Here is an 18630-nt window from a genome sequence, read left to right on the forward strand (position 1 = left end):
GAAGGGCGGAGTCCGGAATGACCGTCAACTCAAGTCATCAATCATCGGGGGCATAGCATTAGCAGGCTCGACTCTTGGTTATCAGAGAATCACATGATGCGCCCTGCCCGAATCGGGCCATTGTTTGAGTGAGTTTTCCGGCAAACTGACCCTTGGGACAGGAGGGGGGGTTGCCGTGAAGAGGAAGCGATTTTCGGTCGAGCAGATCGCGGCCGAGCTGAAGCAGGCGGAGCTCAGGATGCCAGTGGGAGAACTGACGCGACAGGCGGGCATCTCGGAGCAGACATTTTATCGGTGGAAGAAGCAGCACGCGGGACTGCAGTCGGACCAGGCCCGGGAACTGAAGCAGTTGCAGGAGGAGAACACGCGACTGAAGAGGCTGGTCGCCGAGCTGAGTCTGGACAAGGCGATGCTGCAGGATATCAATTCAAAAAATAGCCCGGCCCGCGCTGAAGCGACAAGCAATGGACTATATTATAAACCACTCTGGGATCGCGCGGCGGCGGGGCTGCCGGATAGTCCAACAGCACCGTACTGTGCAGTACTACCGCACGCGCAAGGATCCTGAGGTTGCATTGCGGATGGGGGAATTGGCTGTCGTCCGAGTGCGTTACGATTACCCTCGGCTGCATATCCTGCTGCGACGGGAGGGCTGGCAACTCGGCAAGGACAAAGCGTATCGTCTCTATAGCGCAGAACATCTGCAGTTGCGCAGCAAGCGGCCGCGGCGGCGCAAGATGGCCACCCATCGTCGCGAGACTTACCGGCCGAGGCGGCCCAACCAGGCTTGGTGCATGGACTTTTCAGCAGACCAACTGGCCGACGGGACACGGTTCAGGTTGCTAACAAACCTCGATGTGTTCACGCGTGAGTCGATCGTGATCCGCCTTGGGCGACGACTTCGTGGCGAAAATGTGGTCGACGAATGCAATCGCCTAGCGGCGCGCCGCGGCCCGCCGGTTCGAGCATTCATGGACAATGGCAGTGAGTTTTCCCGGCGCCTGATGGATTTGTAGGCGTACCATAACCATGTACGACTCGACTTCGGTAGGCAGGGGCAATCTACGGACAACGCCTTCATCGAGAGTTTCAATGGGACGCGCCGCAAGGAGTGCCTGAACCTGAATTGGTTCCGGTCGGTTGACGAGCCCGCAGCGACTGTTGAAGCTTGGGGACGGGACTACAATGAGGGTCGGCCTCACATGGCTCTCGGGGGCCTGACGCCAACAGAATTTTCGCTGCGAAACGGGACGTTAATACAAACAAAAATTGAAATAGCCGCCGGAAAGTAACTTTCGAGGTGGTCCGGGAAGGGCCAACGCTTCAGATGAGCCATTTTCCAGAAACGAATGGCCCGAAGAATCCCGGCAGGTCAAGGTCAGTGCGGCACGAGAGTTAGCATCCTGAATTAGGTGCGCCGAAATGCAGGAAACCAATTCGAACATCAATGCGATATTTGGACCGGGCCGATCTGGAACAACATGGCTCGGATCGATGATCAATGCACATCCAGATATCGCGTACCGGTTTGAGCCATTCACGCGCCAGAAACGTGACGCCACAATTCAGAAATGCAAGGCGGAGTTAAGGGAAGGCCACTTAACAACTGAAGCCCGAAAGACGCTATACGATCTCCTGCTTCTCGCGCATCCCCTGACGGACAAGCCGCCTTTTTTCAAAAAGTCTTACGCTAAGGGGAAGCGTCTAAAAACTTGGTTATGGAGAGCAGCACGGGGCTTCCCTCCACTGAGGGTCATATACTCAGCGGCTCACAGCGCTCCCAGCGGCACCCCTGTAGTGTTCAAAGATGTCGGAAGCATGACCGCGCGAGGTTTCGCCCAGGCAACCGATATTCCTCTAATTTATCTTGCGCGCCATCCTTGCGCTACAGTGGTTTCGCATGTTGTAGGCCAAGAGAGCGGAAGAATGCCGACCGGCCGTGTTCAGGCGTTCGCGTCCTTGCTACTCGCGCACGATCCCAAGCTGTACGAAAGCCTGGCACCGCATTTTGCTCATATGAACGAGTACCAAAAAAATGCCCTGGTTTGGCGGATCAATGTGGAGACCGTAATGGAATCCCTGGAGCTGCGACCAAACACTATGCTGATGACTTACGAACAACTTTGCGATGAACCTTTCGCGCACGTATCCCGGATACTTAGCCATTTCGGTCTGGACTTCGCGCCTGAGGTTGAACGGTTCATCCTTTCACTGCTGAATGACGGAGGTACGAATGCCGCGAAGCCAAGAGGCCGGAAACGAAACTATTTTTCAGTATTCAGAAATCCTAAGACTCAACGTGACAAATGGAAGTCCCGAGTACCTACAGATATTAGTGACCAAATAATTGATCTCGTGGCTGATAGCGAATCGGTTCAGACGCTGGCGAGCGCTGGGGGTTGGTGGTAAGTTGCGATCCAAATACCACACGATTCAAAGATAAGCCCGATACACGGATGGGGCGACGGTCCCGCCGACGCGTTTCAAATAATTAAACTTGCCGAACGTTTTTGCGCATGCTTCCAGCATGAATCGAACAAGAAAAAGGGGCAAACCAGTTCACCCATTGGGATGACTCCAAATTGACCGGACACAGCACCGTTGGCAGTGGATTGCCCTCGGGCATCCCGGACACCTTCGAGATTCACGATGAGCCCTTCTCAAAGGCCTCCGGGCCAACACGCGCAAGATGGCCCTAACGAAGCTGTCAATTGTTGATCGCCTCGTGTTAGTCGACGATATCGGCGCGGGCCAGATCACTCGTCTAGCAGATACGCTCCTTGACACGTTCTTTCTTCAAACTGCCAACGAATGACTCCGGCACGGCATTGTCTCTGCGGTTCTCGCGACGACTCATGCTCCTATCGAGTTTGCGATATCTTCCCGCTTTTCGATGACAGTTTATAACTGGACTACACTTGCTTTTTAGGTCCTCCATCGGGGAGATGAGTACATGAAGAAATCGCGATTTATGGAAGAGCAGATCACATATGCCCCTGCATCAGGCGGAGGACGGGACGCCGGTTGCGGACGTGTGGCGGCCGCTGGGCGTGAGCGAGGCGGGCTTCTATATCTAACACAAGAAGCACGCCAAGCTTGATCTGACCGAGTTGCAGGAGTCGCCCCAGCCGCGCGACGATAACACTCGATTGAAGCGCGTGGTGGCGAATCTCACTTTCGACAAGGACATCGCCAGCGAGGCGTTGCAAAAAGCTCCGGAGCCGCCCAGGCGCCGTGCGCTGGTCGGCTAGATCAGGGAGTGATACTAGGAGAGCACGCGTAAGGCCTACCAATTGGCGCAGTCTTCGTGTTCGATGTACACCGCAAAATCCAAGCTAAACACCAACCGGCCTTGCCGCGTCGGGCCCCGGAGATCGCTGACTTGCGGCCTCGGTTCGGCTTCTAGCGCATCATCTGATGCATCGGCGGAAGGTCTGGCATTTTTGACCAAGAAGCGCAATCGCCGCCTGTAGCGGCTCAAGATTCTATAGCTCCGGATGCGGGTCCGGCGGCGCACGCACATGTACCTGGATAAAGGTCCGATGCCCCAGCCCGCAGCCCTAGGAGAGCGCTGGAGCATTGCTTTCGTACATGGTCAGTTGTTCGACGGTCCGACGTTTCGTATGCTCACCGTAGTCGATCTGTTGAGTCGAGAGAGTCCGTTGATTGAGGTGGATTTCTCGCTCACCGGACGGAGGGTCACTGTGGCCCTCGACGGGGTGCCCGGCATGGGTCCAACACCCCTGTCGCTGAAGGCGGACAATGCATGGTACGGACTCCACATTCCTCGCCTGCCTTATGTCGTATCGTTTTCGGAACCAATATGGGTCCGTATAAATTCACACCGTTGGAGCGCGATTTGGAAAGTCAGATCCTTCAATCCCTCGCTGAAAGCCCAGTCTTCTTGATTGGCGCCGAAAGGTCGGGCACCACGCTCTTGCGACTCATGTTGAGCAGTCACCCATCGATAGCGTTCCACTCAGAGTCTGGTTTCATAACTCATCCGCTTGCGGATTCCGCCTCCCCACCAGTCGGGGCTAGACTTCGGGAATATCACGACTTTCTTAACCGCTCCCCCGCGTTCAGAGCTAGCGGATTCACGGTTGATGGGACATTACCTTATGAAGAATTGTTAAGGAGCTTCATGCGCCAGAAGGCTCTGAACACAGGCAAGACCACCGTGGGAATGACTATCCATAAAGGGTTCCAATCGCTTCCCCGAATATGGCCGGAAGCACGGTACATTCACCTCATAAGGGACGGACGCGACGTCGCTAGCTCGTGTGTCGGAATGGGCTGGTACGGCAACCCTTGGGCCGCAACAACATTATGGAAAACGGCAATCGAAGCTTACGATACGCTCCTTTCATCGACCGAAAGCAGCCAAGTCTTGGAACTCCGGTTCGAGAACCTAGTGGCGGATTCGGATAGTGAGTTGGCACGGATAAGCCGGTTTTTGAACGTCCCGCACACTGACGACTACTATAATTTCAGCCGCACAAGTACCTATGCGCTACCAAATAAAGAAAGAGCAAAAAGCTGGCAGAGCCAAATGACCGAATTCGAAATTCGGACGACGGAAGCCGAAATCGCCCCCCTTCTCGAACGTTTCGATTACCCATTATCTGGCCTTAATCCACTCAAATTAACAGACAGCCTTCGCTCCCGATTAATTAAAGAAAATAAATTCAAAAGGCGAAGATGGGCGATACGCCGATATGGTTTTTCCCTTTTGGCCTTGGACAAATTCGGCAGATTCGTTGACTCCACCTACCTAAGACGGTACACAACCGCGAAAATGCAGCAAATTCGCCGCAATCATTTGAAATAGATCTCGTTAACTCGACTCAATAATAGAGCGAAAACGGCAGCCGCCTCGACGATAGTGTCGAGCATGACTAAGGGATCTCTCCCGAAACACGCTTGGCAATCTACGTAATGGTTGTTCCGCCTCATTATCTTCCAAAACCAGCACGAATATAATCATTTACAGCGCCGGCCGTAAAAGACGGATTCCAATTACTTCTCGACATCGACAATGCTTGCGCCGCAAACTCCTCAGCACCCCCGCTGAGGCCTAGACCACTCAAGTAAGAATCGATGGTTCGCTGCGGATCTGGGTAACTGATACGCGTAAACTCTGCTTCGGTTTCACCACTCGCACTCTGCCATCCCGCAAAATTATCACCCGGCATGAAGATATCAGATGTATCGCCACTGTAGTATTTATTTCCCCGATAACTGAATCCAGAAAAACGATCTCCGGCTCCACCGGTCCAATCTCGATGCATGATGATCTCGGCAGAACCCGTGCCAAACTGAAACTCATTATCTTGTATAGAAACGTTTCTGACTTCGGTGAAATCATTACTGAGACTTACAGCGCGAGCGACGCCACCAGGAGACTCAACATAATTGTAAACGACGTTTTCTAATATACTGGTATTACGAAGAATATAGGTATTAGATACACCCGTAATGGTAATTACGTTCGCAGCGCTAATTCCTCGCGGATCAGTCCAGATATTCCCTTTGACAATGGTCCCATCCATGTTGATTAGATGAAGAATGTTTGATGAATTTATGTTAGGGGGCCCTTGCATAAATACATTATTAATGATTGTGGCTGATTGCACGGAATCGATGCTTCCTCCGCGGCCACCAACCATGGTGATGTCATTTTGAAGAAATAAATTGTCCTCGATAAGCCCGCCAGCACGAAAATCAGCGGCCTCTCGCTCACCTCTGAAAAACACGTTCCTCCGCAAAATAAGATTCTTCAATCCGTCCTGCGCGCCACCAACCTCGACGGTTGGAGACAAGTAGAGATGGCGGCCAAATCTCGAGCCGTCTGGATAGTTCTTTTGATAGGGCTCGTAGAATACATTTTCCTCGAACAGCATGCCGTTAGTCTTGGAAACAAATACGAAACCATCATGAGCTTGATAGTGGGAATAGAAACATCGGCGGATCGCCACGTTTCTAATGTCTCCTCCTTGAATCAAGTCCTTACTGTTCCGGTCAAAACGTATGTCCTCATACAACTGATGTTCAGGAAATCCGTTCACATCAAGGGCCCGGCCTGCGGTGGTCCAATCGGCATTGTAGATATGCAAACCAGTGACTATAAGATAAGATTTGCTATAAGCATCGATAGAGCCTTGGAAGAGACGCGGACGATCTCCGGCGCCATAAGATGCAATAATCTGTCGCTCGGATGCTGACCTGCCGGATTTAGGTCTTCCAGCACTAGAACTCGTAAACGATTCCGACCACTCGTCTCCTCGGCGCAACAGTAAAATGTCTGGGTATCCCTCGCGCATCTGCGCATTGGCGGCGGCGATCGTTGCGAAGGCGCTGACTTGTACCCTTGGCTGAAACATCCCTTTGTCGTCAAATGTTAGATCACCGATCCCATAGACCTTCCCTAGATTGTCGCTGCCTTCATTTGAGACGAAAACAACACGCGCATCGTCGTACCCCGAAGCCGTCAACGCACCAAAATCGGTCCACCCAAACTGATCGATCGGGAGCCCTGTAAAATCATGTATTGCTTCGAATTCGCTGTCGTCGATAGCAATTAGCGTTGGGGGGTTCGGCGGCGCTTGCGCAAACGATCCTGCGCTGAAAAACAATGCCAAGCTGGCAAAGAACGCGGCTAAGGCGCGTCTTACGGTGCCGTAGGGGAAAATCGGTGCAAAACTTGACAGTGACTGGTAAACAACACTTGGAAACATGGCTATAGCTCCCGCACAAAGGCGTTTGGGCCAGCTTTTCGATGAAGAATCACACGAACCTATCAAGAGTAAAGAGCCTGCGACAGTATCGGCTTACGGAATGAGGACAGCGTCACAGAATGCGAATCAACCCTCTCTGTTGGTCAACCTACCATCCTCGGTCGGTCAGGTATCAGTGTATTAGTCGCTGCTATGGAGCCGCTAGATTTCTTCGAGCCGTCAGTTCCTGAAGAGCCTAGCACAAGTCCTGGAACTGAAGGCTCAAATTGGACTCGATTGCGGTTATGGGACTCCTAAACTCCATGGGTGGCGGACAACCGAGACGGGAACAGCATCGTCCGGCGCTATGCGACGATCGACAGGCTTGGATACTGTCCTAGGCCTAGAGCCGGTTTGGAAACTACTCGGTCGTTCGAGCGACTCTACCAACGCTTATCAGACCAGATCTAGCCGATCCAGATACCGCCAAAAAACACAGCAAGAGGCGGGAGCTTCACTCTTGACGATGGCGGCAACTTAGATTAAGTCTAGGCCCAAACCCGCGGATGCATATGGCCATCACTGTAATGACCAGGGCGAACGGAATACCAACGGCATCATCGATGCTCGACATTTTACTCAACCTGCTATCTCCGAATAGTGTCCGAATAGGCATCGTCTAGCTTCCCAAGATGTCCGCACACCCACTATTAATATTTCACTGAAGTAGCCATCAAGACGTCGACGATGTTCCGTCCGCTTTTCTGCCCACTACTTCCCACCCACAGCTCATTCTGAACGCGATCACGTGTCTTACATATTTGGTAGGATATCGCATCGGTTTGCATCGAGCATGAACTCTCGCGGGAACCAATAACCCGGGTAGCTTGCCGCTATTCCGTAATGCCAGGCGATTCACGAAAGACGCCGTCCCGGCGAGGACCCTCAATACTATCCAAGGCAATGGTATTACCCCCGGCCTTACAGGCTGCAACGATGCGAACCGCCTCAAGTAAATCCAGTGATTCGGAAGATCGTCGTCCACAACGTTGACGACTTGGGCCACATTGTCAGCCGTGCGCTCCGCCGCTTTCACGATGGCGTCCGCGCAGTTCTCGACGTAGGTCAATGGCACCGTGCTGAATGGCGCAGTGCAAACCCACCAGCGGGAGTTGATGGGAAACCCCACCCGGCCGTTCCACAGGTTGTCACGTCCATAGATCACGCCCGGCCGGAGAATCATGTGTGACCAGCCCCATTCCTCTGCTGCCTTCCTGACAAGCTGTTCCTGAAGCAGCTTGGTTCGGCAGTACTCGTCTCGGGCCTCTGGATCAACCGCGAGCGGGGACTCCTCGGAGATCTCGCTCCTGGCGGGACGCCTCAGGTATTCATACACCGCGAACGAACTTGTCAAGACGATTTGCCCCACCTCGGCCTCGACCATCTCGCCGAGCAGGTTCTCGGTCGCGATGACCGTGCCGGCGAACTGGTCATAAAAGTCTCCGCTCTTTGCGGCGGCCAGGTGCACGACGCAGTCGATGCCGTCGCAGATTCCCCCGAGGCCCGCACGCGTCCGCAGATCGGCGCGAAAAACCTCGATCGCGGGATCTTCGGCCCAGGCAGCCGAAGCCGGGGACTTTGGCCTGACCACCGCGCGGACCTCGTGTCCGGCCTTCGTTGCCGCCGCTACGACGTGGCGGCCCAGGAATCCTCCGGCGCCCGTTACAAGGAGTTTCATAGCCTGTTCTCCTCGGCAAGCAGGTCATCAATCAGACGCAACGTTCGTTCCATGTCCCCGTACGTGACGGGCGGCTCGGACCCAGTCCGAATCGCCTCGTAAGTCCCGGCCACGAAGGCCTGCAGCCCTTCGTAGGCAGTGCGGTTGCGAATCTTCCGCCAGATGCTGCCGAACCCCGAGCGCACCAGCGTACCGGCTTCAGCAAGACCGTTCATCAGCGGGCTGAGGTGTTGCCCGCCGGGGCGCACCTTCACAACGCGCACGGAGGGGTGGAACAGCTCGGCGCTCGCCAGGCCCCGGGAGCCGCGCACCGTCACGCTGAAACTGTCGGGCCACTGGTGGCACGAGAACCTCAGGTGGCCATGCGCGTTGGCGGTAATGATCTGTGCATCCAGCGAATCGTATTTGAACAGGTCGCCGCCACCCTGGTTGAGCCATGCGGCTGAGATCTTCCGTTCTCGCGTATCGCCGTCCGACATGAAAGCCAGCAGGAGGTACGCGAGATGGGAGATGAACTCGTGCAACACTCCGGCCGGGAGCCGATGGCTGGCATGGGGCAGGTTCTCGTCGGCATAGCGCCCCCCGCCGCGGATTCCAAGCACCATTCGCACTTCGACCTCCTCGACCTCGCCGATATCCCCGCGGGCGACAATCGCCCGGAGGCGCTGGATCGGATCATTGAAACGGTAGTTCTGGTTCTCCACCAGCCTCAGCCCCCGGCTCCGCGCCAGGGCCCACAGGTCCTCGAAGGCCTGTAGCGACAGCGCAACCGGCTTTTCGACGAGTACGTGCAGGCCCCGTTCCAGGCACTCGCGGGCAAACGGCTCGTGCGTCGCCGGCGGCGTCAGGATATGAACTACGTCGGGCCGGCATGCATCCAGCATGGCGTGGTAGTCGGTGAACCAAGCCTCGACGCCATGCGATCGCGCCGTGTATTCCGCCAGCGCCGGGGACAGGTCGCATACCCCTGCGAGTTCCACGCCCTCAACCTTTTTCAGCGCCAGCAGGTGCTGCTCGGCGATCTTGCCGGCGCCGACCAGCGCCACTCGGGGCCGGGTGACGGGATGGAATCCTGCAGCTTCGTCTTGAGTTTCTGTCACGTCCTTGTTCTCTCTAATCGTAGCGCCACTTGCGCTCGAGCCGCTTGATCCAGCGACCCGGCGCCCGGAGCAGTGGCCGCAGCGACGACTGCCGGCCCCAGCGCTCGGCGCGGGCGCGCAGCTCGTAGGCCCGGTTGACCAGCGACGGTCGCACGGCGCAGCCCTCGGCCACCATGACCGCATCCGTGCTGAACGCCTCCTTGTAAGGCGCCATACCCTTGCCCAGGTCGATGTACAAAAACTTTTCGTTGCATGCGTGGCGGATCATCTCGACCAGCAGCACCAGGCCCGGTGCGTAATTCCGGTAGTGGTCCTCGTAACCCGGAAACCAGGAATGCCAGACATCGCGCGATCGCATGGCGAAATGCGCGGCGATCAACTCGTCGCCGAGATGGAGCGCGGACAAAGTCCCGCCGAAGTCCGGACTGTCGTGCTCGTGAATGCGCTGGATCAGTTCGACCGTCCAACCGAGGCCGAAATAGTCCACGACCCCCGAACGCCGGCACTGCTCCCGTTTCCACCCGACCAGGGTGTCGAGAACGGATTCGTCTCGAGTATTGACGACGAAGCGGAACTCACCTTGCTCTCGCTCCAGCTTGCGGGCCCGGCGATAGGTGTCCTGGAGGTGCTTGCGCTGGCTCTTGCTGCGCGTGGCCTCGTATTGCTCGAACCCTTCCCGCGCGCCGATGACCGGCGAGCGCTCGACGCCGGCGTGCCACGTTTCCCAGGCCTGCTGGCTCGCCAACAGGTGATCGAACTCCCAGCGCACGATGCCGGCGCCCCGCAGGAGGTCCGCGGCATGCCACTCTGCGGCCGGTTCCACGATTACACCGTGGTGGTCCGACAACCCCAGGCCGGCCGGTCGGGCCACCCCGCCTCGGCTGCGGTGAAACGGGAAAAAGCCGACGACCTGGTTGCCGTCCTCCAGCAAGCAAATCCTGAGGTCGTTCCGGGTGGCCGCAACGGCCTGGGCATACTCCGGGCGAAAATAGGGGCTGGCGAACTGGGGATCGGATCGCTGGAGGCTGCCCCAACGGTCGGCAAGTCCGGCATCGAGCTCTCGCCCGTGAATGACCCTGTATCTCACGCCTCGCCAATCCTCGAGCATTGGTTCATCGCCCCAATCTCCGCCACAGGCCTCGATTTGCCGTGCTGACGGCCACTTCGAAACGCCTTAGGTCCGGGGGCGCCGCAATCCGGGGCAGGTACAGGGAATCACTACTCCCCGTAACGACGCGTTCGCCCGCACGCGCAGCACACGCAGCGTCTATGCCGAGCCCGGGCAGTGCCTGCCGCAACTCCTCCGAGCTGCGGCCATAACAGAAGGAGAAATGCCGCGGCTCGGACCCGATCATGTCCCTGATCCTCTCTCTGCAGCGCCCGATCTCATGAATCGCCGCAGCAACACTGATTGTCGTGAGGTCGGTATGCTCCACCGTGTGGCCGCCTAGCTCCATGGCGCCGCTATCCACCAGCGTCCGCACTTCGTCCCACGTCAGCGTCAGCCGCGGCGGCGCGACAGCGGGCGCCAGCGACCCGAGTAGCCGGTCCATGAGAGCCCGCCGCTCTTCCGACCCGGCCATCAGCAGCGCTTGGCAGACCAGCCGGTAGGCGTCACGATATTCCCTCGGGTCGTCAAGGTCGAATCGGCGCTCGTTCTCGCCCCAGGCCAGCAGGCGATTGGTCGCATGCTTGAACGCCGTGTAGGCCTGGTCGATCCACTGGGTTTCGCCCCGGTCTATATAACCGGTCGGCAGGAACAGGGTCGCGGTCATTCCCAGTCTCTCGAGGATTGGCGCCGCCACGGTGAGGTTGTCACGGTAACCATCGTCGAAAGTGATGACGACCGTGCCATCCTCGACCGATTTGCCGTCGCGTATCTCCTGGACCAGCTGTTCCATCCGGACGACTCGCCGATGTTCGGCGAGGAACTCCATCTGGCGCTCGAAGATTTCGGCAGGCACGTGATTCAGGGGATCGATCCAGCGCGCGTCCTCCTCGTCCGCCACGCTGTGGTACATCAGCACGAGCGCACCGCCGCGACCGGACAACCAGCTGGTCGCGGCCATCAAGCCGCTCCGATAACCCAGCCACTGGATGGAGGGCCCGAACCTCTGGCGCAGACTGGCCTTCATGGACATCAGCGGGTCACCCCGGCTGCTCGGTAAGTTGTGTAGCGCGAGAACCTCAAGACTCGTAGTGCCATTCTATGCGAGAAAGTGCAGGATGATCCGGAAAAATTCTCAGCTACACCGTTACTTATGTCACAATCCTGCCCGCGCGCCGCAAGGCGCGCCTCGCTTGGACGCTCCGGAGGCCTTACGTGAACTCGACCTCTCCCGCCCCAGCCGCCGGATCAGACTTACCGCCGGAGCGGATTGCCTACCTGTGCGGAGAATATCCGCGCGCTACCGACGTGTTTATCCAGCGCGAGGTGAGAGCACTGCGGGAGGCGGGCCTGCACGTCCGCACGATCTCTGTGCGGCGCCCGCAAACCGGCGAAAAGCCGCTGGATCCCGACAACGAAGAAGCGCATCGCACGACCTACCTGCTGCCGACGGGCCCGTTGCGACTGCTTGCCGCCCATGGTCGCACCTTGTTGGCGGGTCCCGGCCGATACTTTCGTGCCATTTGGCTGGCTTCGAAGGTGCGCGCGCCGGGCCTGCGGGCCCTGCTATACCAGTTGTTCTATTTTTCTGAAGCGGGGCTCGTGGCCGACATTATGCGCCGCGAGCACCTGGTCCATCTGCATAATCATGCGCCCGACTCCAGTGGATTCGTCGCCATGATCGCCGCGGAAATGGGCGGCTTCACTTTCAGCATGACCCTCCACGGCCACGGCATCCTCTCGGAGCCAAGCCGCTGGCGGCTGCGCGAAAAGCTCCAGCGCGCCCTGTTCACGATTTGTGTCAGCTGGCACGCGCGGAGCCAGGCCATGCTGTGGTCGCCGCGGGAGACGTGGCAAAAGTTCCACGTCGTACATTGCGGCGTGGACCTCGCTGAACCCCGACCGCCGCGAACTAACCCAGCTGGATCCCGACTCGCTTTCGTCGGCCGGCTGGACCATGTCAAGGGACTGCCGATCCTGCTCGACGCGGTCGCCGTACTGGCGGAGAGCCGCCCCGACATTCAACTCGACATTGTCGGCGACGGGCCGGAGCGAGCCGACCTCCAGACACTCGCCGTCGAATCCGGGATTGCGGAGAAAGTGATATTTCACGGCTATCTTCGCCAGCCGGAGATTCGCCAGCTGCTAGCGCAGGCCGACGTATTCGTGATGACCAGCCTGGCCGAGGGCATACCGGTCGTGCTGATGGAAGCGATGGCTGCCGCCGTGCCTGTGGTAGCACCGCGTATAACCGGCATTCCCGAGCTCGTGGAACATGGGCGCTCCGGACTGCTTTACGCGCCGGCAAGCACAGCCGAATTGGTAGCTTCGCTCGCAACGCTTCTGGATGACCGGACGTTGGCGCGGAGCCTAGCGGATAGCGGCCTGGGCGTAGTCAACCGCGAGTTCGACCTCGACGCTGAGACCCGTCGACTCGTGACCGTGATGCGGATGCGCCTGGCAGGAAAGACCGCAGATGCCAGGCCGAGCCTGGCGCATTGACTCGCTTCGAATCAGGATCATCCCAAATAGCGCCGACCGTTCGCCTACCAGGGTAAGGACAGCTGCGAATCGATGCCGCTGGCATCTTTCTGCCGCTGCAACACATCCTCGATCTCGCCCCGTGCCCGAGTGAGTACCCTTGCAGGAGGATCAAGCCGTTTCCTAAGCGCCAAGGCAAACAATTCGGTCCGGCCCAGTGAAGGCTGGCACGCAAACGCGTGACTACTGACTAGCCGCCCGATCATTGCTCCGTAAAGGTCGTGCGGCAGACTGCTGCGTCGCCAGCGGCGCGCACACTCGATATCCAGTCTGAACACGCGCCCGTCACTCGTAACCCCAAAATTGTTCAGCTTGTTGTCAATGTCGAGAACACCGTTTCGCACGAGGCTGGCGGTCGTATCAATAACATCCCGCTCGAACTGGCTCGCCGCAACCTCGTCTCCGTCGCGGAGGCACTGCTTCAGGTAGATCAGGCCGTTGATCAGTGCACCGAGGTCCTCAACCACCACCATTTCGAAGCCGACTTTTCCCGCCGTCGACGCGCAATAGCCGAATGGCTCGGGGAGCCGGGCGCCGGCAGCATGGAGGTGACAGTGAGTGTGCCACTCCCGCTGTGCATTACTGATGCCAAGAAAGCGCTTGAGGCGGTCGCGGAGACGTCGCTGCAGCCAGACCTTGACGATCACGGTCGACGCGTCGCCATAGGGCATACGGAGCAGAGGGCCGCGCCCGCCGCTTCGCTCGTGAACGATACTGCCGCCTATTGGCAGCTCACCGGTTCGAAGGTGATCCGCGACGGGCGACACCAGGCTGTCCAGGGCCGGTCTGGTCGAGACGGAATTCAAGACGCTTCCCGGCTCCTGGGCTGGAGCATGAATATCACCGCCAGCGCTCCCGCTGTCCAGTGACTTCCGCCCGGAACCCAAGGATCGAGTGGCGGCCGGTTGGACCGAAGACACGCTGCATCGAGACAGGACGGCGGCGCAGGCGGAATGGATCGCCCGAAGGCTCGTTAATTCCTTCCTCGGTAGAACAGCCGTAGGCATAACCCGCCCCGGCCGTGGCAGCCGCCACGCGCGGATCGGAATCGCCATTGGGAAAGCAAAAGCCGGTGATTTCTCTCCCGGTCCACTTTGCAAGCCTGGCCCGGGACTCGGTGAGTTCCCGCTTGAGTTCGTCGTCGTCCACCAGAGGCAGGATGGGATGGTCGATGCCATGGGAAGCGATCTCGTGCCCGCGACCCGCCAGTTCGGCGACCTGGGCCGGCGTCATTGGAGCGTATTGCTCGTTCGGGAACGCTCCTGGCGCCCGCTCCATGGCCGCCGCGACTCCTCTGTCCCGCTCTGCGACGGGGAGCCGCTTCAGCGCCGACATCCATGATGCCAACCCCGGCGTCAATTCGGCGCCGGGTGCCACTTCCTCGAAAAGACCGGCTCGGTCCTGCTCGGTGAGCCGAGACCAGGCATCAGCAGCCCGATCGAACCAGAACGGGGCCCCAGTCTCGACGAAGCCGGTGGCGACGAAAAACGTAGCACGCAGTCCTGCAGCTTCCAGTATCGGGGCGGCATGCTCGAAGTTGTCGGCGTAACCGTCATCAAAGGTGATGGCGACCAGCGGCCGAGGGTCTCCCGCCGGGCAGTGCAACTCGACCAGCGCCTCGGCGACCGGCCGGACCCGGCAACGCCGGGCCAGCCACGCGACCTGCTGGGCAAAGGCATCCACCGGCATGACGAGCGACGCCAACGGGTAATCCGTGCAAGCTTCGGCGGGCAGCACACGGTGGTACATGAGGATAGTGAGGCCCGACCGCGCCCGGCGTTCATGCCACTGCAGCAGCCCGGTCGCGGCAGCCCCAAGGTCGAGCAGTCCGCGGATCCCGTGCTTGATCGATTGTCGTGACTCAGCCAGTACGCTTGCCATGCTCGATCATTGTCCCTGGTTAAACCTGTTATCCGCGTTTCGGCCTGCCGGGTCCCGAACGGCGTTATCATCGCCGCTGGCCCGCCGGGCTGGCAACGGGAGACCCGCGTCGAAGCAACTCCCTTACTATCGCGTCGGGCGATGCCACAATCGTTGCGCCAGCTCACAGTTCGGGCGGCATGAGATGGGATAACTTGGCCATTGCTTCATCGAGGCCGACCGCTTAATGCTGGATATCTACCGCAAGATTTACCAGGTACTCGACCGCCACGAGCGGCGGCAAGGCTTCCTGCTGCTGGGGCTGTTCCTGGTCCGCGGCTTCACCGAGATGGTCGGCGTGGCGTCGATCATGCCCTTCATGGCTGTGGCCGCGAACCCCGGGATGATCGAGACCAACCAGTACCTGGCGATGGCCTACACGAGGCTCGGTTTTACCAGCTCGAGTGATTTCCTGGTGTTTCTCGGCGTCGTGGTTTTTGTGCTGCTCGTCGGCAGCCAGCTCTTCGGCGCCTTCACCGAGTGGTTCCTGCACCGCTTCAACCAGATGTGCGATTACCGCCTGAGCGTCCGGCTGCTGTCCAGCTATTACGGCCGCCCCTACAGCTGGTTCCTCAACCAGCACAGCGCCGACCTCGGCCGCACGGTCGTCTCCGAGATCCAGCACATGGTCGCCCACGCCATCCTGCCGGCCAGCCGGATCGTTTCCCGCGCGATCGTCGTGCTGTTTCTTGTCAGCCTGGTTGTCGCCGCCAACCCGGTCATCGCGGTTGCGGCGGTGATGACGCTGGGCGGCATGTATGCGCTGATTTATCTCCTCGTCCGTCGCCGACTGGTGCGACTGGGCCGCGCAACCTGGCAGACTAACGAGGAACGCTACCGCGCTTCCCAGGAAGGCCTCGCCGGAATCAAAGACGTCAAGGTCTCCGGCCTCGAATCTGCTTACCTGGACCGCTACCGCATTCCTGCGCTCCAACATGCCCGCAATCACGCCACTCAGCGCATCATCGGCATGGTTCCGAAGTTTCTGCTCGAGGCCGTCGCCTTCGGTGGCATCCTCGCGATCGTGGTGGTGATGCTCACCGTTCAGGCGGAAGGACTCGGGACCGCGTTGCCGCTGATTGCGGTTTACGCCTTCGCCGGATATCGGATGATGCCGTCGCTGCAAATGATCTACAACGACCTCACCAAGATGAAATTCGGTACCCGGAGCCTGGAGCGCATCCACGAGGAGCTGCTGGCCAGCAAGGACCAGCAGCTCGACTGGGACGCGAAGCGCCGGGATACCGACGGCACGCGACTGACGCTGCAGGCACGGCTCGAGCTGGCGGACCTGTGCTTCACCTATCCCGGGGCGGATCGTCCCGCGCTGGACCAGGTCAGCCTCGTAATCAGAGCCAACACCACCGTCGGCTTCGTCGGCTCGACGGGCGCCGGAAAGACGACCATCGTGGACATCCTGCTGGGATTGCTCCAGCCCGACAGCGGCCAGCTGCTGGTGGACGATCGGCTCGTAGAAGGCGAGCAGCGCCGCGCCTGGCAGCGGTCCATAGGCTATGTGCCGCAGGCGATCTTCCTGGTGGACGACTCGGTCGCCGCGAACATCGCTTTCGGCGTGTCGCCGGACGAGATCGACATGGAGGCTGTGCAGCGAGCCGCACGGGCGGCCGAGCTGCACGAGTTCGTCACCACGCAGATGCCGGACGGCTATCTGACGCGCGTCGGCGAGCGCGGGGTGCGGCTGTCGGGCGGCCAGCGCCAGCGCATCGGCATCGCGCGAGCCCTGTACCGCAACCCTAGCGTACTGGTTCTTGACGAGGCCACCAGCGCGCTCGATAACATCACCGAGCATGCCGTCATGCAGGCAGTGCACAACCTTGGCGCCACCAAGACGGTCATAATGATCGCCCATCGTCTCAGCACGGTCCGCAACTGCGACCAGATCTTCGTGCTCGATCGTGGACAGCTGGTCGGGTCCGGCACCTATGACGAACTCATCGCCAGCCATGCCGGCTTCCGGGAAATGGCCGAGGCGGCGGCCGGTTAGAAGATTAGGGGCCTGGCTGCCAGCGCAGGCTGGCGCCAGAGTTCTCCAGGAACCGCTCAAGAACCGCTCGGGCCTCGTCGCAGCCCGGCTCGCACTCCTTCGACACCGCAACGAGCACGCCGTCGGTTCGCCCGCTGCCGAGAGCTCGCGCCTCGGCCAACTTGGCGGCCAGGCGGCTCGTGACCGGCTGCCCGGCAACTTCGTACCAGGCCAGGGTTATCCGCTCGCGGCCGGACAGGCGCCCGACAAACTCGTTGACCGTGATTCGCTCTACGCCGACCTGCACCTCGCGCTGGCGGTGCTCGAGCTCCCACCAGTCGCGACCATGGAGGCTCCGTCGGTCCTGGAACAGGTGATGTTCGCGATCCTGCTGGGGATATGCCGCGCGGTAGGCCTCGACCCGGCCGCCGTCGGCCTGGTACACAGCGGACCCGACACGCGCGTTGCGAAAGCGCGGCTGCCAGCTCGACAGGTCGCCGACGCGAACCGCATTCCCCATAGTAACCTCGGGTAGCGGAAGGGGCTCGACCTCGTAAGTCACCCGGCCATCGGTCGCGAAAAGCCGCGGCGCGGCGAGCAGCAACGCCCCGGCGAGTGCCGCGGCGAGCATCGGTCCCGTGCGGGCGCGAACCCTCGGGGCGGGCATGGTGCGACCGGAAGACGGTTCTTCGTCTTCCTCCTGTTCCCGGTCCTCCAGTCGTGCGGCGAGTAGCCCCACCGGCACCAGGAAGATCAGGAACAAGACCATGCCATATGCGTAGTGATCGCCAATCAGCCAGTAATCGAGTCCGAGGTACTGGCCGATCAACACCAGCGTCCAGATACGGACCCAGTTTGACACCAGCGCCGCCGCTATCGCCGCCCCGAGCAGGATCAGGCGATGCCTCCAGCGCCGGAGGTACATGGCATCGTAGAACAGTGCCAGGGTCAACGCGGAGAGCAGGGTACTCAGGCCGCTGCACGAAGACACCACCTCGAAGGTTCCGGCGGGAATGTGGATGAAGAATTCCTCGATATGAACCGGGACGTTGCCGAAGCTCATCAGCAAATTGACCATCCGGGTCGCCAGCGCCTGCAGCGCCGGCTGCAGGACCCAGAACGGCAGCAGTCCGAGATACACGAACCCTGCCGGCATGACGACCCGCTTCGCGGCAGGCCAACCGAACACCAGTGCCGTTGCGGCCACGAACATGGGCGGCAGCAGGAGGGCCCGAGATGAATTGATGTAGATGAGCTCCATCGCGACCATCGCCACGACGAGCAGCGCCAGCGGCACGAGGGCCGACCAGGCGGGCCCGATCCGCTCCGGCGGGTCGCGACGCCAGTGGGTCCAGCCGATCCAGGCGGCCAGCCCAAGCACCAGGTAGCCGTGGGAGTATGCACTGACCCCAAAAAACGAGTACCAGCTTCCTGCCACCCACGACAGGATCGAAGGCATGCCGATGATAGCCCCGGCGGCCAGCAGCGCCGTGGCGATCAGCATGGTCGGGTCGAGCGTCCTG

12 protein-coding genes and 2 pseudogenes are annotated in these 18630 nt (G+C 59.6%); 5 read left to right on the forward strand and 9 right to left on the reverse strand.

The features are described from left to right. Nucleotides 1–175 precede the first annotated feature (175 nt). Nucleotides 176–1292, forward strand: a pseudogene (locus G6N75_RS09325) (IS3 family transposase). 130 nt (nucleotides 1293–1422) lie between these two features. After that, the gene (locus G6N75_RS09330; RefSeq protein ID WP_165348078.1) at nucleotides 1423–2409 is read left to right on the forward strand and encodes a sulfotransferase; all 987 of its coding nucleotides are present in this window, start codon (nucleotides 1423–1425) and stop codon (nucleotides 2407–2409) included. A gap of 286 nt (nucleotides 2410–2695) precedes the next feature. Here the strand turns inward: G6N75_RS09330 and G6N75_RS15320 are convergent. Beyond that, nucleotides 2696–2860: pseudogene (locus G6N75_RS15320) on the reverse strand (IS3 family transposase); the annotation flags it as partial. Nucleotides 2861–3823: 963 nt separating this feature from the next. On the opposite strand from G6N75_RS15320, the gene G6N75_RS09335 reads away from it, so the two are divergent. Then, nucleotides 3824–4831, forward strand: coding sequence for a sulfotransferase (locus G6N75_RS09335; RefSeq protein WP_276611268.1), 1008 nt, complete (start codon nucleotides 3824–3826; stop codon nucleotides 4829–4831). A 124-nt stretch (nucleotides 4832–4955) separates the two neighbouring features. On the opposite strand, the gene G6N75_RS09340 is transcribed toward G6N75_RS09335, so the two are convergent. From G6N75_RS09340 to G6N75_RS09360, 5 genes are all read right to left on the reverse strand, one after another. Then, nucleotides 4956–6737 (reverse strand): hypothetical protein, encoded by a 1782-nt coding sequence (locus G6N75_RS09340; RefSeq protein WP_165348080.1) that lies wholly within the window; start codon nucleotides 6735–6737, stop codon nucleotides 4956–4958. 712 nt (nucleotides 6738–7449) lie between these two features. Then, entirely contained in the window at nucleotides 7450–8454 is a 1005-nt protein-coding gene (locus G6N75_RS09345) for an NAD(P)-dependent oxidoreductase (RefSeq protein WP_165348081.1), read from the reverse strand. Next, nucleotides 8451–9554, reverse strand: a complete 1104-nt coding sequence (locus G6N75_RS09350) for a Gfo/Idh/MocA family oxidoreductase (RefSeq protein ID WP_165348082.1) — start codon at nucleotides 9552–9554, stop codon at nucleotides 8451–8453. The genes G6N75_RS09345 and G6N75_RS09350 overlap by 4 nt, the downstream gene beginning before the upstream one ends. Nucleotides 9555–9567: 13 nt before the next feature. Further along, nucleotides 9568–10641, reverse strand: coding sequence for a GNAT family N-acetyltransferase (locus G6N75_RS09355; RefSeq protein ID WP_165348083.1), 1074 nt, complete (start codon nucleotides 10639–10641; stop codon nucleotides 9568–9570). A gap of 25 nt (nucleotides 10642–10666) precedes the next feature. Continuing rightward, nucleotides 10667–11695 carry a polysaccharide deacetylase family protein gene (locus G6N75_RS09360; RefSeq protein ID WP_165348084.1) on the reverse strand — a complete coding sequence of 343 codons (1029 nt, stop codon included), beginning with the start codon at nucleotides 11693–11695 and terminating at the stop codon, nucleotides 10667–10669. 182 nt (nucleotides 11696–11877) lie between these two features. Here G6N75_RS09360 and G6N75_RS15570 point away from each other — a divergent pair, with 182 nt between their 5' ends. Further along, entirely contained in the window at nucleotides 11878–13164 is a 1287-nt protein-coding gene (locus G6N75_RS15570) for a glycosyltransferase family 4 protein (protein ID WP_165348085.1), read from the forward strand. A gap of 44 nt (nucleotides 13165–13208) precedes the next feature. Here G6N75_RS15570 and G6N75_RS09370 read toward each other — a convergent pair whose 3' ends face one another. Beyond that, a complete protein-coding gene (locus G6N75_RS09370) occupies nucleotides 13209–14009 on the reverse strand; it encodes a hypothetical protein (RefSeq protein WP_165348086.1) in 801 nt (266 codons plus the stop codon). A gap of 34 nt (nucleotides 14010–14043) precedes the next feature. Then, the gene (locus G6N75_RS09375) at nucleotides 14044–15084 is read right to left on the reverse strand and encodes a polysaccharide deacetylase family protein (RefSeq protein WP_165348087.1); all 1041 of its coding nucleotides are present in this window, start codon (nucleotides 15082–15084) and stop codon (nucleotides 14044–14046) included. Between the two features lie 226 nt (nucleotides 15085–15310). On the opposite strand from G6N75_RS09375, the gene G6N75_RS09380 reads away from it, so the two are divergent. Further along, nucleotides 15311–17128 carry an ABC transporter ATP-binding protein gene (locus G6N75_RS09380; RefSeq protein WP_165348088.1) on the forward strand — a complete coding sequence of 606 codons (1818 nt, stop codon included), beginning with the start codon at nucleotides 15311–15313 and terminating at the stop codon, nucleotides 17126–17128. A 4-nt stretch (nucleotides 17129–17132) separates the two neighbouring features. Here the strand turns inward: G6N75_RS09380 and G6N75_RS09385 are convergent, their stop codons facing one another. Continuing rightward, nucleotides 17133–18611, reverse strand: a complete 1479-nt coding sequence (locus G6N75_RS09385; RefSeq protein ID WP_165348089.1) for an exosortase C-terminal domain/associated protein EpsI — start codon at nucleotides 18609–18611, stop codon at nucleotides 17133–17135. Nucleotides 18612–18630: the final 19 nt, after the last annotated feature.

This window comes from Thioalkalivibrio sp. XN8 (genome assembly GCF_011058255.1).
In the GTDB taxonomy this organism is placed as follows: domain Bacteria; phylum Pseudomonadota; class Gammaproteobacteria; order Steroidobacterales; family XN24; genus XN24.